The 26,137-nt window shown below is 60.4% G+C and carries 24 protein-coding genes and 3 pseudogenes; 12 read left to right on the plus strand and 15 right to left on the minus strand.

What is annotated here, in order from left to right; translation table 11 throughout:
- Positions 1–261: 261 nt before the first annotated feature.
- Entirely contained in the window at positions 262–1,446 is a 1,185-nt protein-coding gene (ampC, locus tag ACSQ9D_RS21120) for a class C beta-lactamase (RefSeq protein ID WP_436283946.1), read from the minus strand.
- A 214-nt stretch (positions 1,447–1,660) separates the two neighbouring features.
- Between ampC and ACSQ9D_RS21125 the strand changes: the two genes are divergently transcribed.
- The gene (locus tag ACSQ9D_RS21125) at positions 1,661–2,545 is read left to right on the plus strand and encodes a LysR family transcriptional regulator (RefSeq protein ID WP_436283947.1); all 885 of its coding nucleotides are present in this window, start codon (positions 1,661–1,663) and stop codon (positions 2,543–2,545) included.
- An 85-nt stretch (positions 2,546–2,630) separates the two neighbouring features.
- Positions 2,631–3,461 (plus strand): nickel-binding protein, encoded by an 831-nt coding sequence (locus ACSQ9D_RS21130; protein ID WP_436283948.1) that lies wholly within the window; start codon positions 2,631–2,633, stop codon positions 3,459–3,461.
- A gap of 63 nt (positions 3,462–3,524) precedes the next feature.
- Here the strand turns inward: ACSQ9D_RS21130 and ACSQ9D_RS21135 are convergent, their stop codons facing one another.
- Complete coding sequence (locus ACSQ9D_RS21135; protein ID WP_436283949.1) at positions 3,525–4,568, minus strand: NAD(P)-dependent alcohol dehydrogenase; 1,044 nt, start codon at positions 4,566–4,568, stop codon at positions 3,525–3,527.
- Positions 4,569–4,734: 166 nt separating this feature from the next.
- A complete protein-coding gene (locus ACSQ9D_RS21140) occupies positions 4,735–5,334 on the minus strand; it encodes an NADPH-dependent F420 reductase (protein ID WP_436283950.1) in 600 nt (199 codons plus the stop codon).
- 327 nt (positions 5,335–5,661) lie between these two features.
- Between ACSQ9D_RS21140 and ACSQ9D_RS21145 the strand changes: the two genes are divergently transcribed.
- The 6 genes from ACSQ9D_RS21145 (at position 5,662) to ACSQ9D_RS21170 (ending at position 11,431) form a co-directional block, all read left to right on the plus strand.
- Complete coding sequence (locus ACSQ9D_RS21145) at positions 5,662–6,117, plus strand: PTS sugar transporter subunit IIA (protein WP_436283951.1); 456 nt, start codon at positions 5,662–5,664, stop codon at positions 6,115–6,117.
- Between the two features lie 406 nt (positions 6,118–6,523).
- Complete coding sequence (locus ACSQ9D_RS21150) at positions 6,524–7,549, plus strand: sulfate ABC transporter substrate-binding protein (RefSeq protein ID WP_436283952.1); 1,026 nt, start codon at positions 6,524–6,526, stop codon at positions 7,547–7,549.
- 8 nt (positions 7,550–7,557) lie between these two features.
- Complete coding sequence (gene cysT / locus ACSQ9D_RS21155; protein ID WP_436283953.1) at positions 7,558–8,415, plus strand: sulfate ABC transporter permease subunit CysT; 858 nt, start codon at positions 7,558–7,560, stop codon at positions 8,413–8,415.
- The gene (cysW, locus tag ACSQ9D_RS21160) at positions 8,405–9,277 is read left to right on the plus strand and encodes a sulfate ABC transporter permease subunit CysW (RefSeq protein WP_436283954.1); all 873 of its coding nucleotides are present in this window, start codon (positions 8,405–8,407) and stop codon (positions 9,275–9,277) included. The genes cysT and cysW overlap by 11 nt, the downstream gene beginning before the upstream one ends.
- A 10-nt stretch (positions 9,278–9,287) precedes the next feature.
- On the plus strand, positions 9,288–10,334 hold the full coding sequence (locus tag ACSQ9D_RS21165; protein ID WP_436283955.1) for a sulfate/molybdate ABC transporter ATP-binding protein: 1,047 nt from the start codon (positions 9,288–9,290) through the stop codon (positions 10,332–10,334).
- Positions 10,335–10,603: 269 nt separating this feature from the next.
- A complete protein-coding gene (locus ACSQ9D_RS21170) occupies positions 10,604–11,431 on the plus strand; it encodes a cell wall hydrolase (protein WP_436283956.1) in 828 nt (275 codons plus the stop codon).
- A 13-nt stretch (positions 11,432–11,444) separates the two neighbouring features.
- On the opposite strand, the gene ACSQ9D_RS21175 is transcribed toward ACSQ9D_RS21170, so the two are convergent.
- The 6 genes from ACSQ9D_RS21175 to ACSQ9D_RS21200 all read right to left on the minus strand — a co-directional run bounded on the left by ACSQ9D_RS21175 (position 11,445) and on the right by ACSQ9D_RS21200 (position 17,561).
- Positions 11,445–12,500: an ABC transporter ATP-binding protein gene (locus ACSQ9D_RS21175; RefSeq protein WP_436283957.1), complete on the minus strand. Its 1,056-nt coding sequence runs from the start codon at positions 12,498–12,500 to the stop codon at positions 11,445–11,447.
- A 5-nt stretch (positions 12,501–12,505) separates the two neighbouring features.
- Positions 12,506–13,336 (minus strand): carbohydrate ABC transporter permease, encoded by an 831-nt coding sequence (locus tag ACSQ9D_RS21180; protein WP_436283958.1) that lies wholly within the window; start codon positions 13,334–13,336, stop codon positions 12,506–12,508.
- Positions 13,337–13,340: 4 nt separating this feature from the next.
- The gene (locus ACSQ9D_RS21185) at positions 13,341–14,276 is read right to left on the minus strand and encodes a carbohydrate ABC transporter permease (protein ID WP_436283959.1); all 936 of its coding nucleotides are present in this window, start codon (positions 14,274–14,276) and stop codon (positions 13,341–13,343) included.
- A gap of 100 nt (positions 14,277–14,376) precedes the next feature.
- A complete protein-coding gene (locus ACSQ9D_RS21190; RefSeq protein ID WP_024318665.1) occupies positions 14,377–15,636 on the minus strand; it encodes an ABC transporter substrate-binding protein in 1,260 nt (419 codons plus the stop codon).
- Between the two features lie 15 nt (positions 15,637–15,651).
- Positions 15,652–16,842, minus strand: a complete 1,191-nt coding sequence (locus tag ACSQ9D_RS21195; protein WP_436283960.1) for a PLP-dependent transferase — start codon at positions 16,840–16,842, stop codon at positions 15,652–15,654.
- A complete protein-coding gene (locus ACSQ9D_RS21200; protein ID WP_436283961.1) occupies positions 16,839–17,561 on the minus strand; it encodes a FadR/GntR family transcriptional regulator in 723 nt (240 codons plus the stop codon). Before ACSQ9D_RS21200 ends, ACSQ9D_RS21195 begins: the two co-directional genes overlap by 4 nt.
- Positions 17,562–17,939: 378 nt before the next feature.
- On the opposite strand from ACSQ9D_RS21200, the gene ACSQ9D_RS21205 reads away from it, so the two are divergent.
- The gene (locus tag ACSQ9D_RS21205) at positions 17,940–18,161 is read left to right on the plus strand and encodes a hypothetical protein (RefSeq protein WP_436283962.1); all 222 of its coding nucleotides are present in this window, start codon (positions 17,940–17,942) and stop codon (positions 18,159–18,161) included.
- Positions 18,162–18,296: 135 nt separating this feature from the next.
- On the opposite strand, the gene ACSQ9D_RS21210 is transcribed toward ACSQ9D_RS21205, so the two are convergent.
- Both ACSQ9D_RS21210 and ACSQ9D_RS21215 read right to left on the minus strand, forming a co-directional pair.
- The gene (locus ACSQ9D_RS21210; RefSeq protein ID WP_436283963.1) at positions 18,297–18,671 is read right to left on the minus strand and encodes a DUF2147 domain-containing protein; all 375 of its coding nucleotides are present in this window, start codon (positions 18,669–18,671) and stop codon (positions 18,297–18,299) included.
- Positions 18,668–18,820: pseudogene (locus ACSQ9D_RS21215) on the minus strand (short-chain dehydrogenase); the annotation flags it as partial. The pseudogene ACSQ9D_RS21215 and the gene ACSQ9D_RS21210, both read right to left, overlap by 4 nt.
- A gap of 146 nt (positions 18,821–18,966) precedes the next feature.
- Between ACSQ9D_RS21215 and ACSQ9D_RS21220 the strand changes: the two are divergent.
- Entirely contained in the window at positions 18,967–19,881 is a 915-nt protein-coding gene (locus tag ACSQ9D_RS21220; protein WP_436283964.1) for a phosphotriesterase family protein, read from the plus strand.
- A 67-nt stretch (positions 19,882–19,948) separates the two neighbouring features.
- Here ACSQ9D_RS21220 and ACSQ9D_RS21225 read toward each other — a convergent pair.
- Positions 19,949–20,345 (minus strand): annotated as a pseudogene (locus tag ACSQ9D_RS21225) (helix-turn-helix domain-containing protein); the annotation flags it as partial.
- 434 nt (positions 20,346–20,779) lie between these two features.
- Between ACSQ9D_RS21225 and ACSQ9D_RS21230 the strand changes: the two are divergent.
- Positions 20,780–21,721 carry a cysteine rich repeat-containing protein gene (locus ACSQ9D_RS21230; protein ID WP_436283965.1) on the plus strand — a complete coding sequence of 314 codons (942 nt, stop codon included), beginning with the start codon at positions 20,780–20,782 and terminating at the stop codon, positions 21,719–21,721.
- A 363-nt stretch (positions 21,722–22,084) separates the two neighbouring features.
- Here the strand turns inward: ACSQ9D_RS21230 and ACSQ9D_RS21235 are convergent, their stop codons facing one another.
- Both ACSQ9D_RS21235 and ACSQ9D_RS21240 read right to left on the minus strand, forming a co-directional pair.
- Positions 22,085–22,717, minus strand: a complete 633-nt coding sequence (locus ACSQ9D_RS21235) for a tyrosine-type recombinase/integrase (RefSeq protein ID WP_436283966.1) — start codon at positions 22,715–22,717, stop codon at positions 22,085–22,087.
- A gap of 251 nt (positions 22,718–22,968) precedes the next feature.
- Positions 22,969–24,738 carry an adenylate/guanylate cyclase domain-containing protein gene (locus tag ACSQ9D_RS21240; RefSeq protein ID WP_436283967.1) on the minus strand — a complete coding sequence of 590 codons (1,770 nt, stop codon included), beginning with the start codon at positions 24,736–24,738 and terminating at the stop codon, positions 22,969–22,971.
- A 234-nt stretch (positions 24,739–24,972) separates the two neighbouring features.
- Between ACSQ9D_RS21240 and ACSQ9D_RS21245 the strand changes: the two are divergent.
- Positions 24,973–25,104, plus strand: a pseudogene (locus ACSQ9D_RS21245) (Ku protein); the annotation flags it as partial.
- A 99-nt stretch (positions 25,105–25,203) separates the two neighbouring features.
- Here the strand turns inward: ACSQ9D_RS21245 and ACSQ9D_RS21250 are convergent.
- Entirely contained in the window at positions 25,204–25,878 is a 675-nt protein-coding gene (locus ACSQ9D_RS21250; RefSeq protein WP_436283968.1) for a hypothetical protein, read from the minus strand.
- Positions 25,879–26,137: the final 259 nt, after the last annotated feature.

Below are 26,137 nucleotides of genomic sequence, written 5' to 3' on the forward strand. Positions count from 1 at the left end.
TGGCCGCACCCCATTCGGCGGTTTTGGCTCCGCAGCCTACGTGCCTCTGCAGCCATCGGTCGCTTGCGCAGAAAACCTCTCCATCCTTTCGGAAAAAGAGGTTCGCCTTACGTGGTCGCGGGTACATGCGGAGCGAACCTTGGCGTTGCTGCGTTCAATTCCGGAATGCGAAACCCCGGATGAAGGAGCCAGCGTCCTTCTTCATTACCCCCAGCGACCGTCCCGCCGCGACGCCTCGTGGTCGATCGTTCGCTGAGGTGCCTAGTCCCCGCTTGCGGCCGGGAGTTGGTCGTCGAGTGCCGCCAATATTCTATAGGCTGCCTTCACGCGCTCGCTGTTGGGATAGTTCTTGTTCGCGAAGAGCGCCACGCCGATGCCCTGTGACGGCACGAAGGCGACATAGGCGCCGAAGCCGTTGGTGGATCCGGTCTTGTTGAACAGAGCGTCCTTAACTGGCTGCCGCGGTGGCGACAGTTTTTCGATCTCGTGGGCTTGGCGGGTCATTTCAGTCGCGTTGCCCGCCAGGAGATGGTTGAGGTCCGTGGGGTAGGCGTAGATTTCCCATCCAAGTCCCTGCGTCATGCCTCCAATCTTGTAGTAGCCGACATGCGTTGCGGCGATCGCCGCCTGCAGCGGGTTGTCGAGGCCGGAAGCGTTCATGTTGGCTTCGATGAAGCCAAGCATGTCGGACGCCGACATCTTCACACCATAGGCCTCGGAATCGAGGACGCCGGGCGAGACACGGATGGCCTTGCCGCTCTTTGAATAGCCGTAGGCGTAGTTGTCCGCCTCGTTCTTCGGAACGGTGATGAAACTATGGCTGAGGCCGAGCGCCGGAAACAGCTTCTGCTGCATCAGATCATCGAACGGCCAGCCCATGGCTTTGGCTGCGGCATAGCCGAACAGACCGATGCTCGGATTGGAATAGAGGCGATGCGTGCCCGGCGCATAACTCGGCTTCCAGTTCTTGTAATAGCCAACCATCTCTTTGTGATCGGTCACCTCGTCCGGAAACTGCAAAGGCAAACCGCCCGCCATATAGGTCCCGAGGTCGAGCATGGTGACACTGGCGAGGCGGCTGCCGGCGATCTCCGGGAGATATTTGCTCGGGCTGTCGGCGAAGGACAGGTCGCCACTGGCTTCAGCGTAGGCCGCAAGTGTCGCAGTAAAAGTCTTGCTGACCGAGCCGATTTCAAACAGCGTCGCGTCGGTGACCTTCTGCCCGCTCGCCTTGGAGGCGACGCCGTAATTGAAGACAAATCGCTTTCCCTTTGCAGTGACGGCAATCGCCATGCCTGATATGTCGTTCTTCGCCATCAAGGGGCCTGCCACGGCATCGACGACGCGGCCAAGTCCGTCTTGCTGCTCGGCGGCGTGCGCGCCGGTGCCGAGGATGAGGGATACGGCGGCGAGAATACCAAAGGTAGATTGTGAAATATTTCTCATAACAGATGCGATACCTCGGGTTCATGGTATCGCCGCGCGATCTCCGCCGCGGCGAGGACGTCCAATGCGAAGTGCCCGCCGTTGCAAGATAATTCGGTATCTTGCGCGGCTTCCGCCGATCCGATCGGCCCAGGCGAGGTTTGTATACGAAGCCTGTACGGACGCCTCAAACGACGATATTTAGCAAGAGGCATTAGAAAAACTTGGGTATCCGATGGTTCGTCCGCACCTGCCGTTGAACGCGCTGCGCGCCTTCGAAGCGTCTGCCCGGCACCTGAGCTTCACCAAAGCCGCGATCGAACTCTGCGTGACGCAGGCCGCCGTCAGTCACCAGGTGAAGAGTCTGGAGACGCGGCTCAACGTCACGCTGTTCGAGCGGCTGCCGCGCGGCCTTATGCTGACCAGCGAGGGCGAGACGTTGCTGCCGGCGTTGCGGGATGCGTTCGACCGTATCGCCGGGACGCTCGAGCGCTTCGAGGGCGGACATTATCGCGAGGTTCTTCGCGTGGGGGCCGTCGGCACTTTTGCGGTCGGCTGGCTGCTGCCACGGCTGCGCGCGTTTCATGCACGGCACCCCTTCATCGATCTGCGCCTCTCCACCAACAACAACCGCGTCGATATCGCCGCCGAGGGGCTCGATTATGCGATCCGTTTCGGTTCGGGCGCCTGGCACGGCGTGGAGGCGGTGCGTCTGCTGGAAGCCCCGTTGTCGGCTCTGTGCGTTCCCGAGATCGCGACAGAGCTAAGCTCGCCTGCTGATCTCTTGAAGCAGACGCTGCTGCGGTCGTACAGGACCGATGAGTGGTCGCAGTGGTTTGCCGCCGCCGGACTGGAGACGAACCTGCCGCTGCTGCGGAGCATTGTTTTCGACTCGTCGCTTGCCATGATGGAGGCAGCACTGCAGGGCGCTGGCGTTGCCTTGGCGCCGCCGCTGATGTTTTCGCGCCACCTGCTTGCCGAGACGATCCGCCAGCCTTTCGAGATCACGGTCACCATGGGATGCTATTGGCTGACCCGTTTGCAATCGCGCCCGGAGACGCCGGCCATGTCGGCCTTTCGTCTCTGGCTTTCGGACGTGGCCGGCGCGTCCAGCACCTGATCGGTCGCGTTCTCTCGATGTGGACCTGGAGACGGTGGCGGCGTAAGGTGCGGCCTCTGCCGAGGGGTTCCGAAGGACACAGGACGTGGCTATCTTCATGGACCGGCATGATCTTGCGGGGACAACCGCCGATGACATTGCCGAGGCGCATCGCAAGGATCTGGCCGTTCAGGATCGGTACGGGGTGAAGTTCCTCACCTATTGGTACGATCAGCGGCGTGGAACAGCGTTCTGTCTGATCGATGCGCCGGATGCCGAGACCGCGCAATGCGTCCACCGCGAAGCGCACGGTTTCATCGCCGGCGAAGTCGTCGAGGTCGCCCTTTCCGCGGTCGAGGCATTTCTTGGGCGGATGCATGAACCCGAACAGATGGCCGGCCAGTCCCTCGCCGAAAGGGATGCCGGCCACAGAGCGATTCTTTTTACCGATATCGTCGGCTCGACTGAGATGACATCGCGCCTCGGCGACCGCATGGCAGCCGAACTCGTGCGGGCACATGATGCGATCGTGCGACGCTGTCTGGCACAATGCGAGGGCAGAGAAGTCAAGCACACCGGTGACGGCATCATGGCCTCCTTCGTCTCCACCCACGCCGCGGTCGGTTGCGCGATGAGCATCCAGCGGGAATTCAGGCGCTACAACGGCGGCACGCCGGAACCCATTCACGTTCGCATTGGCCTCGATTGCGGCGAGCCCATCGAAGACAGCCATGATCTCTTCGGCTCGACCGTGCAATTGGCTGCGAGGTTGTGTGCGGCAGCCACGGGCGATCACATCCTCGTATCGGAAAATATCTTTCGCGAGCACGGAGCGGCCGATCTCTTCGCCAATGCGGCGCGCCGGCGACTCAAGGGATTTTCCAAGCCGGTGCTGGCATTCGAGTGCGATTGGGCTGATGAGGTTCAATCGAAATAGGCGTTGCCTCGATCGGCCACCCCATTGGAGACGGCGAGCGAACGCGTGTCGAGGCGTCGCGGGCTATTCCATCACGATCTGCAGCTTCACGTCGCTTGGACGCGCCTCGACGGCGCGATCGAAGGCCTTGATGGAATCCTCGAAGGTGAAGGTTTCCGAAATCAGCGGTTTCAGATCGACGCGACCGGAGCCGAGCAGCGCAATGGAGCGCTCATACTGGTGCGCGTAGCGGAATACCGTCTCGATGCGGATTTCTTTCGTGGAGGCGGTCGAAACGTCGAAGCCGATCGGATTGACCGGCAGGCCAACGGCGACAATGACGCCACCCGGCCGTGGCAGTTCCATGATGGTTTCCCAGGCCTTCGGCGAGCCGGAGCATTCGAAGATGACATCGGCGCCCCAGCCGTCCGTCAGGCCGGCGACCTCCTCGATGAGATTCTTCTCGCGGATGTTGACCGGGATGACGCCCTGGTATTGAGCGGCAATGTCGAGTTTCGGTTGGGCAAGGTCGGCCACGACCGCGCGGGCGCAGCCGCCGGCAAGGGCTGCGATCGCCACCATCGTGCCGATCGGGCCGGCGCCCAGCACCACCGCTGTGTCGCCGGGCACGATCTTCGCCTTGGTTGCGGCCTGCATGCCGACAGCGAAAGGCTCGACCATGGCGCCCTCGGCGAAGCTCACATTGTCCGGAAGCTTGTAGGTGTAGTTGGCCGGATGCACGACTTCGGGCGTCAGGACACCGTGGATCGGCGGCGTCGCCCAGAAGGTGACGGCAGGATCGACATTGTACATGCCGAGCCGGCTTGCCTTGGAATTGGAATCGGGAATGCCAGGCTCCATGCAGACCCGGTCGCCCACCTTGAGATGCGTCACGCCAGCGCCGACCTCGACGACGGAGCCGGCGGCTTCGTGGCCGAGCACCATCGGCTCGTTGACGACGAAGGGGCCGATCTTGCCATGGGTGTAGTAATGGACATCCGAGCCGCAGACGCCGACCGTATGAATCCTGATCCTCACCTGCCCCGGACCCGTATCCATCGGCAGGTCGATGTCGCGAAGCGCGAGTTCATGCTGGCGCTCGAGCACCAGCGCGCGGACTTTGGCCATTGTCTGTTCCTTCCCGATTGCCTCCCCGCGCCGTCTGAGTCGGCGCGGCTTTGGAAAGACTATAAAACCCGAAGCCTTCGCAATTCAATTGTCTTGCGAAGGCGTTTGCTCATGAAATGATGAAATGCCCATTTAGGAAAGGCTGGCGAGCTGGTGCGGCAGATGGTCAGCCGAACTTGACGAGATTGAGCGCCGGCAATGGCCCACCGGGGAACTGCGTGAGGCTGCCTCCGATGGCAAGCGAGCCGAGGTCGATGCCGAAGAAGCCGAGCTTTTCGATCAGCGAGCCGATCTCCGCTTTCGCGCCCGCGTCGTCGCCCGAATAGAACAGGACACGCTTGCCGCCTTCGGCTGCGGGGTTGCCGGAAAGAAGGTGCGACTGCAGGTGGTTGAAGGCCTTGACCACGCGCGCGCCCGGAACGAGGTCGGAGAAGATCTCGCTGGACAGGCGACCGTTCAAGGCAGCGGGCTTGAAGAGCGGCGCCTCGATCGGATTGTTGGCGTCGATGACGATGCGACCGTTCCAGTCCGGCAGGCCGGAAAGCGCTTGCGACAACTTCGACCAGGGAACGGCGACGAGGACGATATCGGCCTTCGCTGCCTCCTCGACGGTCGCTGCTGTGACGAAAGGCCGAAGCTCCGCGGCAAGCCCCGCAAGCGCCTCCGGTCCGCGGCTGTTGGATATGATGGCGTGGATGCCGGCCCGGACGAGCGCGCGGGCAAAGGCGGCGCCGATATTGCCGGCGCCGATGATACCGATGGACATTTGGTTTTCTCCTTCGATTGTCGTCATTTCGATCACTCCAGGGTTTCGCCGTTCGATGGAGTGAAATATCGCCCGCCAATTCTTTCCCAATAAGCAGCCAGTCGCTTGAATTATCTTCAAGCATTCATTGAAAATTTGGGTGATCTTTATGCGGTGTTTATATGTGTGGTCGCCTATCACGCTCGAACCTTTATCTCATCTGGGCATATGAACGCGCAGCAATGCGGCCCGGAAAATCAGTTTGCGGAAATGGCAACGGTGCAATCGGGCGCGAGCATGGCGCTAGCCGGCCCTGGCGCGCCTCGCACGAACGACAAGAGAGACGTCATGGACCTTTCGATGATCATCCGTCCCGAGCACACCTTCATAGGCGTGTCGGTCGCGACGAAATGGAGCGGGCTGCAAAATATTGCGGAGAAGGCTGCCTCCGCCTTCGGCATCGAAGAAAGGAAGATACTGCAGGCTTTGGAAAGCCGGGAGAGCCTTGGCTCGACGGGCATCGGCAATGGCGTTGCGGTTCCGCATGCCGTGGTCGAAGGGATGACGCATCCGCGTGGCTTACTCGTACGCTTTGCGCGGCCGCTTGATTTCGAGGCCGTCGACGACGTATCGACCGACATTGCCTTCGCGCTTTTATTTGGCGAGGCAAACCGTGGCGAGTATCTGAACGTGCTGGCGGCGATCGCGCGCCAGCTGCAGACACCCGGCGTTCTTGCGGCCATGCGCAAGGCGAGAACGGCGGAAGAACTCTATTCGGATTTCCTGGCAGATTCTCGTATTTGAGGATCAGATGGATGCACGGCTCAGACGTCGCGCTGGAACCGGAGGAAGCCTTCCACCTGGTCGTCGCCTTCCTCTTCGTCGTGATAATGCACGCTGAGGCGTGTCCCCAGATCAGCGATGACCATGTCGTTGACCGTTATACCGGCCGTTGCAACGCAAACGCTTCTGCCGACGATAGGGAAAATCAGATGATTCGGTTCCTGCAAAACATGACGGGCAAGTGTCAGCGGCTGCAGCCCCCGAGCGGCGTCTCTCGGGTTTCGCCGCCGCCAAGGAGAGCAAAGCCATTTCCAAAGCGCGCCTCAAATGGGATGGCATTCCAGACTGGCGCCTGGAACAGAAACATTCTTCGTTTCATTATACTACCAACTTGGTAGAGTTTCGGCCATCAACGAAGGAGGTTTCCATGCAGTCGATAAGGATTACGCGGCTTCTCGCGGCGGTGGCGCTGGCAGGTAGCGTCGCAATCGGTGCTGTCGCTCCCGCATTCGCGGACCAGACGCTTCTCAACGTATCCTACGATCCGACGAGAGAACTGTATAAGGATTTCAATGCCGCCTTCGCTACGAAGTGGCAGAAGGACACCGGTGAGGCGGTGACCATCAAGGCTTCGCATGGTGGGTCTGGCGCACAGGCACGCTCGGTCATCGACGGGCTTGATGCCGACGTCGTAACCCTTGCTCTTGAGGGTGACATCGACGCGATTGCCGCCAAGACCGGCAAGATCCCGGCCGATTGGAAAACGAAATTCCCGAACAATTCGACTCCTTATACGTCGACGATCGTCTTCCTCGTCCGCAAGGGCAATCCGAAGGGCATCAAGGACTGGGCCGATCTGGTGAAGGACGACGTCCAGGTCATCACCCCCAATCCGAAGACGTCAGGCGGAGCACGCTGGAATTTCCTGGCGGCCTGGGCCTGGGCCAAGCAGGCCAATGGCGGCGATGACACCAAGGCGCAGGACTATGTGACGAAGCTCTTGCAGCATGTTCCGGTTCTCGACACCGGCGCGCGCGGCGCAACGACGACCTTCGTCCAGCGCGGCCTCGGCGACGTTCTTCTTGCCTGGGAAAACGAAGCCTATCTTTCCCTGGAAGAGCTTGGGCCCGATCAGTTCGAGATCATCACCCCGACCTTCTCGATCCGCGCTGACCCGCCGGTCGCCGTCGTTGACGGCAACGTCGACAAGAAGGGTACCCGCAAGGTCGCGGAGGCCTACCTGAACTATCTCTACTCGGACGAGGGCCAGAAGATTGCGGCCAAGCACTTCTACCGGCCGACCAAGCCCGAAGCGGCCGACAAGGCTGACATCGCGCGCTTTCCAAACCTGAAGCTCGCGACGATCGACGATTTCGGCGGCTGGAAGCAAGCACAGCCGAAATTCTTCGGCGATGGCGGCGTATTTGACCAAATCTACAAGCCGGCACAATAATACGTCGCATGAAAGCAGATAACCCCACGCGGTGGCGGTTCAGACGGCCGAGCGTCATTCCAGGTTTTGGAATGGCGCTCGGCCTTACCTTGACCTGGCTCACCCTTTTGATCCTCATTCCGCTTTCGGGCCTTGCCTGGCGGTCAAGCGAGCTTGGCTGGGCAAAGTTCCTGGCCATTGCCTTCGATCCTCGCACCACAAGCGCCTTGCGCATCAGCTTTGGCGCCGCTTTTGCGGCGGCCTGCATCAATGCTGCCTTCGGCGTCGTGCTGGCCTGGGTGCTGGTGCGCTACCGGTTTCCAGGCAAACGTGTCATCGACGCCATGGTGGACCTGCCCTTTGCGCTGCCGACCGCCGTTGCCGGCATAGCGCTCGCGACCCTCTACGCGCCGAACGGCTGGATCGGCCAGTTTCTGACGCCGCTCGGCATCAAGGTCGCCTTCACACCGCTCGGTATCGTCATTGCCCTCGTCTTCGTCGGGCTACCTTTCGTGGTTCGCACGGTGCAGCCGGTGATGGAAGAGATCGACAAGGAAGTCGAGGAGGCTGCCGCAACGCTCGGTGCTACCCGTCTCCAGACGATCTTCCGCGTGCTGTTGCCGGGCTTGGCGCCACCTGTTCTGACAGGCTTTGCGCTCGCTTTTGCCCGTGGCGTCGGCGAATATGGCTCGGTGATCTTCATTGCCGGTAATCTTCCGTTCCGGTCGGAGATCGCACCGCTGCTGATCGTCATCAAGCTCGAGGAATACAACTATGCAGCCGCGACGGCCATCGCCGCAGTGATGCTGGTGATTTCGTTCGTCATGCTGCTGATCATCAACCTCATCCAAAGCTGGCGCAGACGGAGGTACGGCTATGGCGCTTGATACCAGTGTTCAGCCGACAAAAGTGCGCTCCGCCGTTACCGAGCACCGGTTTGCGCGTTGGACGCTAATCCTTGCCTCGCTCATCTTCTTAACGCTGATCCTGCTTCTACCCTTGACGGCAGTCTTCGTCGAAGCGTTCCGCAAGGGCGCCGGGCCGTTCCTGGAGGCATTGCAGGACGAGGAAACTTTTTCGGCCATTCGTCTGACCCTCATCGTCGCGGGCGTCAGCGTACCTCTCAACCTGATCTTTGGCGTGGCAGCCGCCTGGGCGATTGCCAAGTTCGAGTTCAAGGGCAAGGCCTTCCTGACGACGTTGATCGACTTGCCCTTTTCGGTCTCGCCTGTCATTTCGGGCCTGGTGTTCGTCCTCCTGCTTGGCGCCAACACTCATCTCGGCCACTGGTTGAGTGCCCACGACATCAAGATCCTGTTTGCCGTTCCCGGGCTGATCCTTGCCACCATGTTCGTCACCTTCCCCTTCGTGGCGCGTGAACTGATCCCGCTGATGCAGGAGCAGGGAACGGGTGACGAAGAGGCCGCACTTTCGCTCGGTGCCAGCGGTTGGCAAACCTTCTGGCACGTGACTGTGCCCAACATCAAATGGGGTCTGCTCTACGGCGTATTGCTCTGCAACGCGCGCGCCATGGGCGAGTTCGGTGCCGTATCGGTGGTCTCCGGCCATATTCGCGGACAGACGAACACCATGCCACTGCAGGTGGAAATTCTCTATAACGAGTACAATTTCACCGGCGCGTTCGCCGTTGCCACCCTGCTTGCATTGCTTGCGCTCGTGACCCTTGTTTTGAAGACGCTGCTCGAGATGCGATACAGCGAAGAAATCGCCGCCAGCCGACGGCACTGAAGGAATTAGAATGGAAGTTCGCGTTCAAAACTTGCGCAAGGAATTCGACCGGTTTCCGGCGCTGCACGACGTCTCGCTCGACATCCGCTCCGGAGAGCTGATTGCGCTGCTGGGGCCGTCCGGCTCCGGCAAGACCACCTTGCTGCGCCTCATCGCCGGTCTGGAGAGCCCGACGGAAGGGCTGATCTACTTCGGCGACGAGGACGCGTCTAAGAAGACCGTCCAGCAGCGCAACATCGGTTTCGTCTTCCAGCATTACGCCCTTTTTCGGCATATGACCGTGCTTGATAACGTCTCCTTCGGTCTGAAGGTGCGCGACGGTGCGAGACGCCCGCCCAGGGCGGAAATCCGTAGGCGCGCACTGGAGCTTCTGGATCTTGTCCAGCTCTCGGGACTCGAGAATCGCTATCCCGCCCAGCTTTCCGGCGGCCAGCGCCAGCGCGTCGCGCTTGCGCGCGCCATGGCGGTCGAACCAAACGTACTTCTTCTCGATGAGCCTTTCGGCGCACTTGACGCCCAGGTGCGCAAGGACCTGCGCAAATGGCTGCGCGAGATCCATGACCGCACCGGCCACACGACTGTCTTCGTCACGCACGATCAGGACGAGGCGATGGAGCTTGCCGACCGCGTCGTCGTCATGAGCCAGGGTGCGATTGAACAGATCGGAACACCTGATGAAGTGTATGACAATCCGAACTCCCCCTTCGTCTTCGGCTTTGTCGGACAGTCAAATTGTCTCGACGTGCGGGTTAACGGCGGAGAAGTCTGGTTCGAGGACCGGCCGCTCGGCCTCAAGGTCGAAAACGAAGCGGATGGGGACGCCCAGCTCTACTTCCGCCCACATGACATCGAATTGCGAGATGGTTGCGGTGGCTGCATCGCCGGCTTGCTGACGACCAGCCGGCGCGTCGCCGGCACGCGCCACATCGAGGTCGACATCGGCAAGGGGCATCCACCGATCGAACTGGAACTGTCGCCATCGCAGGCCGGGAGCCTCGATCGCAGCCGGATCGCCTTCCGACCGAAGCGGTGGAAATTGTTCCGGGCAGCGCCATAGAGGTAGAAACCGAGCTCGCGTGGTTGGGATACGCTCCGAATCAGTTCCTGATAGGATGGTGATTTCGACCATTGCGGACGTGACCTGCGATGGCAACTATCATCGTTTTCAGCGCGTTATGCGATCGCGAATCGGCCTGCCCAGCAGGCAAAAGGCGGCCAAATCAAATTGTGATACTAATTGGGTTTGAAATTTACCCGAAACGCGGATACAAAAGCGGCCACTTAATCGAGAAGGGCTTTACTACTCCAAATGGGGGGCACCTGCCGTTGAGGGCGAATCTAGCGTTGGGGAAATCTCTTGCCGGGATTTTGTTGGCAGGCTTTGCGGCTGCGAGCTGCACGACTGCGCAGCAGCCGGCTCCGAAGGCGGTCAGCCAGGCCGTGACGCCGAGGAACGCGGGACAACTCGCGCAGGCAACAAAAGTCACCTTCAATTATACTGCCAAGGACCGCGATTGCCTGAAGCGGGCGATGTACTTCGAGTCCGAGCATTCAGACCGGGACGGCTATATGGCGGTCGGAACCGTGGTCATGAACCGGCTGACGTCGGGAGCCTATCCCGAGTCGATCTGCGGCGTCGTTGCCCAGCAGAGGCAGTTTGCGCCCGGTGTTATGACGCGAGAAGTCGAGCCCGCGGCAGAGATCGAGCTGACGGATGCGGCTGACGCAATTCTGCGTGGCGAACGGCATCCGGGCGTCAAGGACGCCATGTTCTTTCATACCGACGGTCTGACGTTCCCGTACCGGAACATGCATTACGTAGCGATTGCCGGCGGCAATGCCTTCTACGAAAAGCGTGGCCGGGACGGCGAGCTGCAGACGCCGGCGCCCCTGCCCTCATATGAAGTTGCTATGAACTATTTGCCCGGTCAGAGATTGATGCCCGCGCAGTTCGAGGCGCTTGTTCCAACCACTGTCCCGGTTCCGATTCCGATGCCGGGGTCGGCAGCGACATTGGCTACGCAGCCGGCAGCACCGACACCGAGCGAAGCGGCGATGCCAGTCGCCACCGAAGCGGTCATGCCGGTCGCCATTCCGACGCCGAGGCCAGCCTATAACGATGCCGTGCTGCGCGGCAGCCTCGCACACGGCTAGCGTCGCGCGTTGCCTACATCGCTCTGTTTCCATCCGCGTCGAAGACGTGCAGGTATTGCGCGGGAAAGGATACGCTGACCTTCGGGCCGGCCGTCAGCGCTTCGCGATCAAGCGTGAAGATCTTGAACGGCAGGCCGTGCAGCGACAGGTGCAGAATGATGCCGAAGCCTGTGGGCTCGACCAACTCGACGTCCGCACCCATGCCGCTCTGGTCGGCAATGACGACGTGCTCGGGGCGGATCCCCAGCGTGACCTTGGTGCCGTTTGCGAGCGAAAGCGGCGCAGCCAGCGGCACGATCGTTCCATCCTTCAGACGGACGCTGCCATCGGCATAGGTGGCGTCGAGGAAGTTCATCCCCGGCGAGCCGATGAAGCCGGCGACGAAGAGGTTGGCTGGCCGGTCGTATAGTTCGAGGGGGCTGCCGACCTGCTGAACGACGCCGCCATGCATGGCAACGATCCTGTCGGCCAGCGTCATCGCCTCGATCTGGTCGTGAGTGACGTAGATTGACGTGGCCTTGAGGTCGCCGTGAAGCTTCTTGATTTCCGCGCGCATCTGCTCGCGCAGGCGCGCGTCAAGGTTCGACAACGGCTCGTCGAAGAGGAAGGCCTTCGGCTGGCGCACGATCGCGCGGCCCATGGCGACGCGTTGGCGTTGGCCTCCGGACAGCGCCTTCGGCCGGCGCTCGAGCAGCGGGTCGAGCCCGAGCTTGGAGGCAGCACCTGAAACGGCGCTGGCGATCTTTTCCTTGGCCGTCTTCCTGAGCTTCAGACTGTAGCTCATGTTGCCGGCGACATTCATGTGCGGATAGAGCGCGTAGGACTGGAAAACCATGGCGATGTCGCGGTCCTTCGGATGCAACTCGTTAACGCGTTTCCCGGCGATGCGGATCTCGCCCCCGGTCACGTCCTCCAGCCCTGCGATCATGCGCAGCAGGGTGGATTTGCCGCAGCCCGACGGGCCGACGAGCACGACAAACTCGCCGTCCCTGATCCTGAGGTCGACGTCGTGCAGCACCTGCACTGGGCCATAGGCCTTCTTGACGTTCTGGATATCGATCGATGCCATTTTGATTAACCCTTGACCGCGCCGGCCGTCAGGCCCTGGACGAGATAACGCTGGATGAGCAGGAAGAAGAGACCGGCCGGGATGAGCGCGAGCACGCCCGCTGCCATCATCTGCCCGAAGTCCACGGAGAATTTGGAGACGAAGGTGAGAAGCCCGACAGGGAAGGTCGCCGCATCGTTGCCGTTGATCAGCATGAGTGCAAAGAGAAGTTCGCTCCATGCCGCGGTGAACACGAAGCCGAGCGTTGCGGCAATGCCGGGCAGCGTCAGCGGCAGGATGATCTGCCGGAAGGCGGTAAACTGCGTTGCACCGTCGATCATCGCCGCCTCCTCGAGGTCTTTCGGGATACCGTCGAAGAAAGACTGCATCAGGAAGGTCGCGAAGGGCACGTTGAAGGCGGTGTAGACCACGATGAGGCCGGTGAGACTGTTCGTCAGGTGCAGCGGCGACAGGATCTTGAAGATCGGGGCGACAAGCATGACGAGAGGGAACATCTGCGTCAGAAGCATCAGAGCGACGATCCAGTATTTCGCCCGGAAATTGAACCGCGACAGCGCGTAGCCGGAGAGCGAAGCGCAGATGGTGACGACGACCGCGGTCGAGGCTGACACGATCAGGCTGTTCTTGAAGAAGGTCGGGAAGGCACTGTGCTGGATCACGAAGGCATAATGATCCCAGGTCGTGCGGGACGGCCACATCCGCACACCCTCGGAGTAGAGCAGATCGTTCGGCGTGACTGATACCTTGAGCAACCAGAAGAGCGGAAACAGCGCGAAGGCGATGTAACACAGGACGGCCACGCGATGCGCGATGGTTGGCAGGATGGATCTTTTCATGGTCTCAGTCCTTGGTCAGCAGGGTCTGCCTGAGCAGGATGATCAACATCGAATAGGCAAGCAGCAACACGAGCAGCACCAGCGCGATCGCCGAGGCATAGCCGAAGTCAAGCCGCCTGAAGGCCTGCGTGAAAATGTAGCTGGCGACGATCTGCGTGCGGTCGGCCGGACCGCCGCTCGTCATGACGACAATCAGGTCGGCAAAGTTGGAGACCCAGACGGTGCGCAGCAGCACGGTGATGGCAATCGTCGGCGCGAGGAAGGGCAAGGTGATCGAGCGGAAGCGCTGCAACCAGCCGGCGCCGTCGATGGAGGCTGCCTCATAGAGATCGCGCGGGATCGCCTGCAGGGCGGCCAGCAGCGTGATCGCAAAGAACGGAATGCCCCACCAGACGTTGGCGACGATCGGCCCCCACATCGCATATCGCGGGTCGGAGAGGATGTTGCCCGGCTCGCTCATCAGGCCGAGTGCGTAAAGCCAATGCGGGATCGGCCCGATCACCGGATTAAACAGCCATGCCCAGTTGAGACCGGCGAGGAATGAGGGAACGGCCCAGGGCAGGAAAACCAACGCCTGCACGACGCCCCTGCCCCAGAACGGCTTGTCGAGCAGCAGCGCGAGAATGAGGCCGAAGATGAACTGCAAAAGAACGGAGGCGCCCGTCCACCAGAGCGTGTTCTTCAGCGCGCCATAGAAAGCGGCATCCTTCGCGAGTGCACGGAAATGGTCGAGCCCGATGAAACCGCCGGAGAACGGGTTGAGCAGCTGGATGTCGCGGAACGCGTAGGAGACGCCGATCGCCAGAGGCACCAGCATCACGGCGATGATGAGGATCAGCGAGGGCGCGCTATAGAGATAGGGTTCCGAGGCATCGGCGACGCGCTTCAGCCACGGCCTGCGGTCGCGGCGACTGTCGAGCGTATCGGCGGTCATGGTCATCAGGCAAGCTTCCGTTGTGCGGCCTCAAGGGCGCGCCATCTATGTCGTTCAGGGAGTTGGCGGCAGCCCTCTTTGCCAGGGCTGCCGCTTGAATTGGTATCTACTTCTTGGCCAGGAACTTTTGCTGTGCCTTGGTGAGGTAGTCCGCCCATTGGTCCGCCAGGTCCTTGGCCGAAATATCCCCGAGGAGCGCCTGCTGCGAGGTCTTGATTGCCAGCGAGTCCTTGAAGAAGGCGAATTCTTCGAGGTAGGTCGGCATCACCGTCGGGACAGTGTTCGGATCGGCCAGTTCCTCGAACCAGCCCTTGAACTGGTCACCCGCATAGAAGGGATCCTTCTCGGCGGTCGTATAGGCAGGAAGCGCGCCGATGCGCTTGTTCCATTCGAGGTTGCCTTCCGGGCCTTCGAGCGTCGCGATCAGCTTCCAGGACAGGTCCTTGTTCTGGCTCGTGGTGAACATCGACCAGCCACCATAGCCAATCGTCGGGAAGGACTTGCCGTCCGGGCCCTTCGGTAGCGGCATCACACCGAAGTCGTCCTTTTTCATGCGCTCGGCGATCGCAATCAGGGCGTCCGGATCCTGATCGAGGAAGGCGCAGGTGCCGGAATAGAAGCCGGCGACGACTTCATTGAAGCCCCAGTTGACGCTGTCCTTCGGCGCATAGCCCTTCTTGTAGAGATCGACCATCCATTCGATGCCCTTCGCCCAGCCGGGGCTGTTCATCGTCGAGGTGCCGTCTTCGTTGAAGTACTTGTTCGAACCTGCCATCGAGGCTGCGAAGATCATCCAGCCGTTAAGGCCACCTGGGCCGCCGCGCATGCAGTAGCCGTATTTGCCGGGAAGCTTGGAGACTTTTTCCGAAGCCGCCGTGAACTCTTCCAGTGTCTTCGGTGGTTCGGAAACGCCGGCTTCCTTGAGCAGTTTCTTGTTGTAGAACATGGCGCGCAGATAGAAGCCGTAAGGCAGCATATAGGCCGTGTTCTTCACGTCGCGACCGAGTTCGAGGGCGCGCGGCGTCAGTTCCTTTGTGTGATCCCACTTTTCGAGATAGGGCTCGAGGCTTTCCAGCATGCCGTTATTGCCGTAGAGCGACAGCCAGGTATCTGGCATTTCCATGACGTCAGGCGTGTCGCCGGCAGAAACCATCGTGGCGAACTTCTGGAAGGCTTCGTTCCAGGGCAGCGAGATGATGTCAACCTTGGTGCCGGGGTTCGCAGCCTCGAATTTGCCGACGATCGACTTCAGCGTTTCGGTGCGTTCGGGGCTGGTGATGACCTCGACCAGTTTCAGAGTGGTATCGGCGAGTGCGGTGCCTGCCATCATCGTGGCGAGTAGAGTGGCGGTGATCAGTCTTTTCATGCTTGCTCCCCCTTTTCAGGTTTTTGAGGTTTTGAACGCTTGAGAGGCGACCGCCAGTGCCGCCTCAATGTCCCTCCACAAGGCCTCGGTTCCTTCGAGGCCGACGTGGAGGCGTACGGACCGCGCATGGATCCCGAAGGCATGCGCGGAATTCGGTTGCGCCTTCTGCTGAAGGACGACCTCGCCTGGTACGATCAGGCTTTCATGCCCACCCCAGCTCACTCCCAGTTTGAAGAGCTTGAGGTGATCGGCGAAGGCGCGGATATCGACGCCCTCACGGAATATGAAGGAAAACAGCCCCGACGTGCCGTTGAGGCCGGCAGGCAGGCGGTTGGCGAGACCTGGATGGCAGACCGCCTCCACCAGGTCGAGCTCCTGCAGGCGTCTTGCGATCGTCATCGCGGCGGCTTCGTGCGTCCGCATGCGGATCGGCAGCGTGCGCAGGCCGCGAATGAGAAGCCAGGCATCGAAGGGCGAGAGCTTGCCCCCGAGATAGGGATAGGCTTCCGCCTTGATGCGGGCGATCATCTCCTTCGAGCCGGCAACAACACCAGCGACGACATCGCTGTGGCCGCCGAGATATTTCGAGGCCGAATGGATGACGATATCGACGCCGAGCGAGATCGGCTGCTGGAAGTAGGGGCTTGCCCAGCTGTTGTCGATCATCGTGACGATACCGTGCTTCTTGGCGAGCGCGGCGAGCGCGCCGACGTCATGAGCGTCCATCACCCAGCTGGTCGGGCTTTCCATGTAGAAGAGTTTAGCGCCGGGCAGCGCCTTTGCCACCGCCTCCTCATCGCGGCCATCGACATAGGTGACCTCGACCTTCATGCGCTTCAGGACCGTGCCGAAAAGGCGGAAAGCGTCGGGATAGACGTGCTTGACCGCGACGATCCGGTCGCCCGGTTCGACGAAGGACAGCACCGCCGAAGAGATCGCCGCCATGCCGCTCGCAAAGCCGAGCGCATCTTCGGCTCCCTCGAGCTTCGCCAGCATCTCCTCAAACATGCGAACCGTTGGGTTGAGGCCGCGCGTATAGATCGGCCGCACCTTCTCGCCGCGATAGGAGGAGATCATGTCGTCATAATTGGAAAAGGTGAAAAGTGACGTCTGGAAAATCGGCGGCACGACGGCTTCGGCGAAGTTTCCTTCGTCGTGTGCGGTGATGAGCGAGGCAAGATCGAACGCGTCTGCGCCGTTATTCATTTCGACATTTCCTTGATATCTTCCTCGACAACCTCGAGGATTTTCAGTGTCTCTTCCCGCGCGGCCTCGGCGTCCCGGGCAGCGATCGCGTCGTAGAGCGTGCGGTGAAAGGGGAAGGAGCGGCGTGCGAAATCCTCGCGCTCGAAAGGGTGCTCCCAGAACTGCCAGAATGTCTCGCGCATCTGCTCGAGAAGCTGGCGAAAAAGCGGATTGTGGGTGGCATCGTAGATGGCAAGGTGGAAGGCCAGATCCTCCGGACCTGACGTGCCCTTCGATATGTGGACGCGTTCCATCGCGTCGAGGTTCTGCTCGATCAGGATGAGATCCTTGTCGGTGCGCTTTCTCGCTGCCACCATGCAGGCCTCGCATTCGATCCCGCGGCGCACCTCAAGCGTCTGCAGCAGCACGTCGCGCAGATGGCCAGTGTCCAGCGATAGCGGCATATGGATCGTCGCCTTCGAAACCGGTTTCAGCAGGTAGGTGCCGCTGCCTTTACGGGTTTCGATGACGCCGAGTGCCTGGAAGTGACGGATCGCCTCGCGGATCGTCGAGCGGCCGACCATCAGCGCTGACATCAGCTCGCGCTCTGCCGGCAGCCGATCGCCCGCCTTCAGCCGCGCGCTCTGAACATAATCGGCTAGCGCGTCGGTCACCTGACGCGCTCGGTCGATCGCCGGAAGCGGCCGGATAATCGGCCTGTCGCTGTTTGGTGCCTTCATGGTTCCCCAAATTCTTGTAGGCAGCCGACCCTTGAATTGGTCTGACATCTTAGCATTTCGCAAAGTTTAGGAGGCGTCAAGGTAGGTCTCCTGTTGAAGAGCAGATTCCAATTTTACGAAAAACCCTGCCTAAAATCAGAAAACTGCCAATAAGATCCTCCCAAAAAGCCGATCTCGGACAAAGGTAGGAATTTATTTCTAGTTCCAATGTTTTCGTGAGCTTGCGGAGCTGGAATGTTGAATGAGCCCAGCACCTCACTACGGGACGCGCTCCTACTGGCCCATACAGAACGGTCGGCTTCGGGGACAACGGAACGAGAGGGATGTCATTTTTCAATGTTCAGGTATCGTCTGCCCTCCGTGTGGGGAGTTGGCGTTATGACGAGTTTGGTTCCGGACGCCTTTTGCTGGGCGATATCCGACAAGCACACTAACGGGCAGACCACCATCGTGCAGGTTTCTACGGTCTTCGGCGAAGACCCCGACTATCGGACGCTCGCTGTCGTCGGCTCTGATCAGCATCATATGATCCACGACTTCGAACTCATAGCGCTCGTGGAACCGCCGGAACCATATTCGCTTCGGCACGCGGCCGCGTAAGAATATCGCCAAGAACGATTGGCTGGATTGGACGCCTCGCGCAGGGGGCCGGAAAGGTTCTCGAGTGAGAAAGGCATCGCTTTGAGACAATCGATGCTTTCGACCCGAAGTTCGCGGCGGCCGCGCTTGGCCATCTCAGTTCAGGCGGGTCCAAGTCTGTGTCTTGCACAATACTCTCGTTGCGCAGCCCCGAAGTTTGAGGCTGTTTCCGGACACGATGAGCCTGCCGCTATAGGTTGTTTTTGTCCTCGGATCTGTGAGCCGGCGGGTATATGTATCGCCCGTACCTGAGAAAAAACCGATCTGCTGTCCCGCATATCGCGCGCTCTTCGCCACAATGCAATAATTCGATCCGCAGTGGTGGATCGCCGACGTCTCGCAGTTTTCCGTTTTCCAGGTTCCCACCACTGTATCGGCACCACTCGCGGCGCTGGCTATGATATGAAGACTGTTGCAAAAAGCGAGCAGAGTTTTCCTCTCTTCGTCTTCGAGAGCAGCGTCTTCTGTCATTCGATGACCGTCACACCCGTATCCCCACGCACCGCGTAGACCATGGCCTCGGCGAGACCTGTCCTGCCGATCAGGTCGGCGACCATATCGCCAAAAGCCCGCGGCGTCATGTCCGGCCAGGTGGCGGCCTGTTCGGCAAATGTCCCGGCGATCGCGTCGCCAATTGCGAATTCTCTGCCGCTCTCTGCCGGTAAACGATTGATTTCGTCATCTGACGATCTACTTTCGCGGCAGTGTCGAGGCTTCGGCGCCGGCCGAGGGCTGGACGCAAAGGCGGTGTGACCGGGGGAAGACTTTGAAACATCTGCGCACGACGCTCGGGCCCAAGCGCAAATCCGAACTTGGGATGATCCTCCCGCACGAGCACGTCTTCGTCGACCTCAGGACACCCGACCAGGCCGGTTATGCCGAAGCAAACACCGAAGATGTCGTTCGGCTGATGGCCCCCGAAATCGAGCGGATCAAGAAGCTCGGGGTGACGGCGCTCGTGGAATGCTCGACGGGCGGCGTCGGACGCCGTGCGGATATCGATCTTGCCGTGTCGCTCGCGACGGATTTTCCGATCGTCGTTCCCACCGGCAATTACCGTGAACCCTGGATTCCCGAATGGGTCCGCCATGCTTCCGAGCAGGAGCTGGAGGCGTGGATGCTGCGCGAGCTGACGGAGCAGATCGACGAGACCGGATTCCAGGCAGGCTGGATCAAGCTCAGCGCCGGTGATGACGGCATGACGGTGCTCGAGACGAAAATCCTGCGGGCAGCCGCGCGCGCCGCGGCGCAGACAGACGCCGTCATCGGCAGTCATACGATCAGGGGGCGCGTTGTCATGGATCAGCTCGATGTCATCGAGGCGGAAGGCTATCGGGCCGACAGGTTCATTTCGATCCACACGCAGGAAGAAAAGGACTTCGCCTACAATGTCGCCGTTGCCGAGCGAGGCGCCTGGATCGAGTATGACCATGTCGGCCGCGGCGAGGACAACGAGGTGGCGGAGCTGGTGATCAAGGCGCTAGAGGCGGGCTGCGGCGACCGCCTGTTGCTGAGCCATGACCGGGGCTGGTTCGATCCGGCGCTGCCGATGGGCGGGACACCCAAGCCGTACACCCATCTCTCCACGGTCCTGCTGCCCGAGCTGAAACGGCGGGGCATAGACGACGGAACCCTGATGCGCCTGACCCACGACAATCCGTTCGAGGCTTTCGCCCGATAAGTGGAGTGGCCGCAAGGCACCTTCAACATCCGAAGGCAACCCTGACGATGCCTCCCGTCCGAAGCTGCTCGGCTCGGTGTCGTTGCCGCTTACGGGCATGGGCGACCAGCCCGTGCCGGTCGAGAACGACATGCACCGTGCTCTTCGACGGCACGCGCACATCGCCGGCCAGACGCTTCACCAGCAGTTCTCTGATCTTCCTGGCCCCCCAATGCGGCTTCTCCTTCTTGAGCCGCACAATCATTGCCTCCACCGGCGCGGGCAACTGGTTGGCGTAACGCACCGGCCGTCGAGACCGATCCGTCAGCGCCTCCAGGCCGTCGTCCTTGTAGCGATTGAAGATTTTGTAGCCGGTCTTGCGCGAGATGCCGAACTCCCGGCACATCGCTCATGCCTTCGCCCTCAAGCAGCCGGGCGACAAAACGTAGACGTTCCTCCATCACCGAAGTCTCTCTCCACGGCATCAACACCTCCCGCAAAAAGGCGAAAAGTGTTACCCCTGTCTCCGGTACAAAACGTCACCTATCTCTCAGGTCGGACATAGCCAGTTTGCGCGAGCTCCGGAAGAACTTCGAGGTTCCCGCTCGTCGTCTGGCGCCGGGTGAGAGGGTTTGCCCTCGCTGCCAGCGCAAATAAGGCATATGATTGCTTATCGCTGGCCAGCAGGATCACTGGCAAGCGACTGAGAGCGCAAGACTCTCGCCTCAACACGGCGGCGCTCCTAACTCGCATTGTTCGGCGCGCTCACCAGATTGTCCGCTTCTGCCGGAATCTCCTTTGCTCGATTCCAGCCGCAATAGCATTTGCGATTCGGAAAGGAGCGTTCCGATGCAGATCATTCAAAATCATCGTCCGCTCTGAGCCGCTTCCCCAGGTGCCGGGACCGAAGGAGATCCGCATGAAAACCGTTGTCGCATCTCTGGCGCTCATCGGCGCCGCGATAATCCAACCTGCCGGAGCCGAGGATCGCCTGATCGCAGGCTTTGACGTCGCCAAGGCTTGCTCGGGTGACATCAGTAAGCTTTGCTCGGGCATCGAACCAGGCAGTGGCCGGATCAAGGAATGCATCAAGGCCAACGCCCAGCAACTGTCGACGGCCTGCAAGGAGGCACTCGCCGTCATGATCGCGAGTGGGAAACCCGTTGACGTGACGTTGGGGGCAGTGGAAGGCAAGATCATCCACGTCGAGAACGCCCACAACTACCCCTTCTGCGAGTTCGGCCTCATCATCGGTGATTCCTTTGACACCGCCGAGGCGCATATCTTCAACACCACCGGTACCAGCGATTGTCCTTCACGCTTGGATGACAAGATCGTCGCGGCAGGACCGGAGGCATTTGCCAGGGAACACGGCGCGATCGCTGGCTGGTTGAATCCCCGGCGCTACTGGATGTTCGATGAGTTCTGGGTCTACGAGGTCGGAAACCCGCATGACTTCGCAGGCGTCATGGCCTCGTGGATGGGGAAGCTACCGTTCACCGCTCTGAAAGCGGGCGCCAGCGGTACTCCGTACAACCCTGGTAAGATCTATCGGAACGATACATTCAAGTTCAAGGCGGGCACCACCGTGTACCTGCTCGACGCCGCCGACGGCGGCACGTTCGTCATGCAATCCTGGACCGATCATTACGAGCCGTCCCTCACTTACGACAAGCTGAAGGACCTCGGCCCCATGTACAAGAAACTGCCGGAAGGCTGGAAATTCCGTATCAAGGTTCTCGACTCGGATTTGGAGGTCACGCCTCCCGCCCCCGACCACCTGGCGATCGTCATGCAAGATGAGTTCCGAAACACCTTCCAAGGCTGTGGCTACGATGCCGCGTGCACTTACAAGCCTTGAGCGCGCCCGCTATCCGGCACCAAGTTGACGCTACTAACCTTTGCTGATCCTCGGATGTCTTCATCGCTGGGCCCACACGCGATGCACTATTGCACCGTCAGCCAGCTGTGGACCGGACCGGAGTGTCGACGGTCGGAAACGCTGGTTTGGGGGTCGAGACGCGACGTTTACTTCGCCTCCGCGAAGGTCCCGAAATGGCGCAACCGCGACCTACAGCTTGTTCGTCGACGATGTCTGCTTTCGGGCAACGGCAAGGCTTACCCCTACGGCTGAGATGGAGGCGCGTAGCTGCCAGGTCGATATGTAGACGGGGAAACATTGTTCTGTGAGGTCCGGCCCCGTTGGGTGCAGGGCCGCACTCTGTCAAATTTCTACATGCTCCGCCAGTTCCAGCGCATCCTCGATGTCAACGCCCAGGTACCTGACCGTGTTCTCAATCTTGGTATGTCCGAGCAATATCTGGATTGCACGAAGATTGCCGGTCGCTTTGTAGATCATCGCGGCCTTCGTGCGTCGAAGCGAGTGAGTGCCGTAGTCTTCGCGTCTTAGCCCAATGGCAGTCACCCACTCATCAACCAGCCGGGCATACTGACGAGTGCTAAGATGATCGGCATGATCGACACGACTAGGAAAGGCGTAGTCGTCAATTGTCCCGCCTCTGCGTTCAAGCCAAGCAAGCAGGCTTGCCCTCACTTCGGTCGTGATCTCGAACTGCACGGGACGACCGGTCTTTTGCTGGACGACCATGGCGCGAGTTCGAATTTCTTGACCTGTGACGAGAGTCCCGATTTTGAGCTTAACTAGATCGCAGCCCCGGAGTTTACTGTCTATTGCGAGATCAAACAGCGCGCGATCTCTCATGCGCCCCTCCCGGTCTAGCAAGAAACGGATCGCCCAAATCTGGCGCTGTTTCAAGGGCTTCTTGACGCCGACCTCTCGGCCGGCGTTCCATGCCGGTCGACCCACTGCAGCAGGATCATATTGTGCGATACCCATCTGAGTTCTCCTTCGGCCTCCATGGCCTATAGGAAAACGTGCGGGCCGAAGGATTCACGGGGCCGATGGCCGACCGTCCGCTCCTTGGACACTCAACACGTAAAGCGGACATCAAAGTACTTGCCGCCAAAGTCTGGGATTGACCCGAAGCTGCCGTTTGGATTGCAATACCGGAACGGCACAAAGGAGGGATTCATGACCTTCGATGAAGTTTGTGGATCTCGGTGAAGACCTCGGTTGAGGCGATCCAGTCAGCCTTCGGGCAAGCCAGCGTCACGCAGACCCGATAAGATGCGCGCCATAATAGCAGAGGGCCACCATGTATCCCTGACTTTGGCAAGCGTAAGGTCGGGATGGCTCTCTCGCAGTCGAAGGCAGGCACGTCGTGCCTCATCCAATCTGCCGGCGTGCACATAGGCGCTGACGAGCCACCGCAGAGCCCAACTCGCGTCAGGCTGCTGGCTAAGGCCTCTTTGGATCCAGGTAATCGCATCGTCGTATCGCCCGTCGACGAAATGGGCGGCGCCGACCCCGACGTCCGCCATATAGGCGATCGGATCGAGCGGGCTCAGCCGACGGAACCGCGCGAAATGTCCGAGCGCGGACGCGGAGCGTTCGCGATACACATCAAGCCAACCGCTACGCAGCCAGGCCCAGGCTGAATTCGGATCGAGCGATCGCGCTCGCTCAAGGTGTGTCTCTGCCACGTCGAAGTCCCGTGCGAACGAATGCGCCGCTCCAAGGATCGCGAGGACCATCGGGTCATCGTGGCTGAGCGAGGCAGCGCGCTGTGCAAGGCGCAAGGCCTCATCGCGGTCACGGCCTGGAGCGTCGGTCCAACCATACACGGCGCGTTGCGCGTGGCACCATGCGAGCAGCGACAGAGCGAAGGGATAGTCAACGTCATGGGCAAGCGCTTGAGCGAGAAGCGAGCGGGCCGTTTCGTTCTGGTCCTTGTCAAGCGACCAGACCAGCGGGAACGCTCTCAGCACGAGGTCGTATGCGTCAAGACTTTCGGGCCGTTTGCGCCGGGAACGCTCCACTTCGGCAGATAGGATCGACGGCTGGATTGCTCCGACGACGTGTTCGGTAATGCGGTCCTGAAGGTCGAAGATGTCGGCAAGATCGCCATCGTACCGGTCCGCCCAGAGCTGACTGCCTGACTCTGCGTCGATCAATTGGCCAGCGAGGCGGATGCGGCCACCGGCCCTTCGGACGCTCCCCTCGAGCAGGTAACGCACCCCGAGCGCCCGGCCTATTTCTCTCGCGTCGACAATCCGGCCCTTGAAGGCATAGCTGGAGTTGCGTGCAATGACGAATAGCCAGCGCATTCGGGATAGCGCAGTGGTGATTTCTTCCACCGTGCCATCAACAAAATACTCCTGTTCGGGGTCGCCGCTTATGTTCTGGAACGCCAACACGGCAATCGACGGCTTGTCGGGCAGCGCTAGTTTTCCATCTGCCAGCGCGGGAACAATCGGTCCTCTGGCAGTGTCCGGGTTTGGGACCACACGAAAGGCTCGCACTGGCCGCGCAATGTTTTTGAGTTCCTTATCACCGAGATCCTCGAATTCATGCTTCAGCTTGTCGCGCACCTGTTCATAAGCCGCACCCGACAGGCAAATCCCATTAGGTTCGGCGATGCCTTCCAAGCGGGCAGCAATGTTGACACCGTCGCCCATCAGGTCGCCGTCGCTCTCCTCGACTATGTCGCCGATATGGATGCCGATGCGGAATTCGATACGTCGATCAGGCGGCACGCCGGCATTGCGTTCGAGCATCGCATTCTGCACCTCGACGGCGCACCGCACCGCGTCGACCACGCTTCGGAACTCGACGAGGGCGCCGTCGCCAGTGCGCTTGACCACTCGACCGTGATGCACGGCGATCGTGGGATCGATAAGATCGCTGCGCAACGCCCGGAGCCGCGCCAGGGTGCGATCCTCGTCCGCGCCGGCAAGCCGGCTGTAGCCGACGACGTCCGCCGCCAGGATTGCAGTAAGCTTTCGGGATTCGCTCAAGCCATCCTCCATATCGAGCTTGGCACTATAAACCAATCACAGCAGCCCCGTCTCAGAGGGAGATCGCCCGAGCCGTGGTCGAACGTCCGGCATGAGATCGAAGTGATGTCTGCGGCACGAAAGGCAAGAGTTCGGAAGTGGCGCAACTGCGACCCGTGTTGTCACTGCGCCACGTCCGCTTTGCAGCAATAGCGACCGGTGGCTATATGTCCACTATGAGGGCGCGAAGCAGCCGACAAGCCCTATTATCTGACACCCGACAAGATGGGCGGCGATGCTTTCGCAGCACTTCGCGACGCCATGAAAAAATCGAACGTTGCCGCCATCGCGCGGACCGTGCTCTTCCGTCGTGTCCGCAGCGTCCTTACGCCCGCAGTGAGAACGACTACGGCATCCTGACGGAGGAAGATCTCGACGCCGTACCGACCAGCACGCTGGCCTTTCATTTGACGGACGAGACGCTGCTCAATCGGCGTCTCCGCCGGTTTTGGGGAAAAGCTGAGTGATATTCGATCCACCGGGCTCGGGCTCGACCTTGGGCGTCAGCTTTATTCTCCGCAACTGGCGCTCGCCGGCATTTTGCAAAATCGCAGCGAATCCTTCGCGCTGCCGGTAGTAGTCAGGCTTGTCAGGCAGTCGAACGTCGAACTCCGCAAGCAACCGCTCGATGAGATCCATCGCCTTCGCCCCCAGGACCGCATAGCCCTCTTCCCGTCGTTCGAAGAAGCTGTCGAAGCCAGGCCTCGAGAGGTCGAGAACGTCCAACGCGTTCGACAGGTTCGTCACGCGGTTAGATAACCACAAGATTTCTTCGAGGAGTTCTTCCCCAAGCACGCTCAGATCCTGGCCAGAAGGAAGGACCAAGGTTGGATCCGGAACGTGAAAGGCGAACTCGCCATCATTTATCGGATTAAACTCGGGGGTATCGTGAACTGCAGCATAGGAAGCGCCGACAAAATCGTCCAAAGCCAAAACCGTCAGCATTGCCGCACCCCGCGCGTCGCCTTTCGACTTGCGGAAACGCTCAGCACTCGCCCACCGGAATGCGTTCGGTATGATCGTGCCGGCAGCAAAACAACCAGCGCCGATCATTGCTCCCAACACCAAAATGCCTTGAGTTGTTTCGAAAAACTGCGTCAACACTCACCTCGTAGGGTTCGAAAAGCGGCTTTCATTGGGCAAGAGGGAATCACTACCGACCTGTGCAGTGTGGCGCGCTTGAGCGAGATTAGGAATTGCTTTCCGGAAGATGGATTGCGCCGGATGGGATTCAAGGGCGTGGAAATGGCTTGGGATCTAGCCCTCATCTCCACTGGTCGTGGACGCGCCTTCGTCGAGCAGCTTGCAGGTGGCCGTAGCGAGTACTTCGAAGGCCCGAGGGTGACGTCGCGCCAAGAAT

The organism is Rhizobium sp. LjRoot258, from assembly GCF_964254185.1.
Taxonomy (GTDB): domain Bacteria; phylum Pseudomonadota; class Alphaproteobacteria; order Rhizobiales; family Rhizobiaceae; genus Rhizobium.

What these genes read in the sequence shown, in the direction of transcription:
- cysT (WP_436283953.1), top strand. Translation starts at nt 7,558, where the DNA reads ATGAAAGCAGATAACCCCACGCGGTGGCGGTTCAGACGGCCGAGCGTC.
- ACSQ9D_RS21180 (WP_436283958.1), bottom strand. Translation starts at nt 13,336, where the DNA reads ATGAAAAGATCCATCCTGCCAACCATCGCGCATCGCGTGGCCGTCCTG.
- ACSQ9D_RS21125 (WP_436283947.1), top strand. Translation starts at nt 1,661, where the DNA reads ATGGTTCGTCCGCACCTGCCGTTGAACGCGCTGCGCGCCTTCGAAGCG.
- ACSQ9D_RS21185 (WP_436283959.1), bottom strand. Translation starts at nt 14,276, where the DNA reads ATGACCATGACCGCCGATACGCTCGACAGTCGCCGCGACCGCAGGCCG.
- ACSQ9D_RS21165 (WP_436283955.1), top strand. Translation starts at nt 9,288, where the DNA reads ATGGAAGTTCGCGTTCAAAACTTGCGCAAGGAATTCGACCGGTTTCCG.
- ACSQ9D_RS21230 (WP_436283965.1), top strand. Translation starts at nt 20,780, where the DNA reads ATGAAAACCGTTGTCGCATCTCTGGCGCTCATCGGCGCCGCGATAATC.
- cysW (WP_436283954.1), top strand. Translation starts at nt 8,405, where the DNA reads ATGGCGCTTGATACCAGTGTTCAGCCGACAAAAGTGCGCTCCGCCGTT.
- ACSQ9D_RS21135 (WP_436283949.1), bottom strand. Translation starts at nt 4,568, where the DNA reads ATGGCCAAAGTCCGCGCGCTGGTGCTCGAGCGCCAGCATGAACTCGCG.
- ACSQ9D_RS21200 (WP_436283961.1), bottom strand. Translation starts at nt 17,561, where the DNA reads ATGAAGGCACCAAACAGCGACAGGCCGATTATCCGGCCGCTTCCGGCG.
- ACSQ9D_RS21145 (WP_436283951.1), top strand. Translation starts at nt 5,662, where the DNA reads ATGGACCTTTCGATGATCATCCGTCCCGAGCACACCTTCATAGGCGTG.
- ACSQ9D_RS21140 (WP_436283950.1), bottom strand. Translation starts at nt 5,334, where the DNA reads ATGTCCATCGGTATCATCGGCGCCGGCAATATCGGCGCCGCCTTTGCC.
- ACSQ9D_RS21195 (WP_436283960.1), bottom strand. Translation starts at nt 16,842, where the DNA reads ATGAATAACGGCGCAGACGCGTTCGATCTTGCCTCGCTCATCACCGCA.
- ampC (WP_436283946.1), bottom strand. Translation starts at nt 1,446, where the DNA reads ATGAGAAATATTTCACAATCTACCTTTGGTATTCTCGCCGCCGTATCC.
- ACSQ9D_RS21175 (WP_436283957.1), bottom strand. Translation starts at nt 12,500, where the DNA reads ATGGCATCGATCGATATCCAGAACGTCAAGAAGGCCTATGGCCCAGTG.
- ACSQ9D_RS21190 (WP_024318665.1), bottom strand. Translation starts at nt 15,636, where the DNA reads ATGAAAAGACTGATCACCGCCACTCTACTCGCCACGATGATGGCAGGC.
- ACSQ9D_RS21235 (WP_436283966.1), bottom strand. Translation starts at nt 22,717, where the DNA reads ATGGGTATCGCACAATATGATCCTGCTGCAGTGGGTCGACCGGCATGG.
- ACSQ9D_RS21205 (WP_436283962.1), top strand. Translation starts at nt 17,940, where the DNA reads ATGACGAGTTTGGTTCCGGACGCCTTTTGCTGGGCGATATCCGACAAG.
- ACSQ9D_RS21150 (WP_436283952.1), top strand. Translation starts at nt 6,524, where the DNA reads ATGCAGTCGATAAGGATTACGCGGCTTCTCGCGGCGGTGGCGCTGGCA.
- ACSQ9D_RS21210 (WP_436283963.1), bottom strand. Translation starts at nt 18,671, where the DNA reads ATGACAGAAGACGCTGCTCTCGAAGACGAAGAGAGGAAAACTCTGCTC.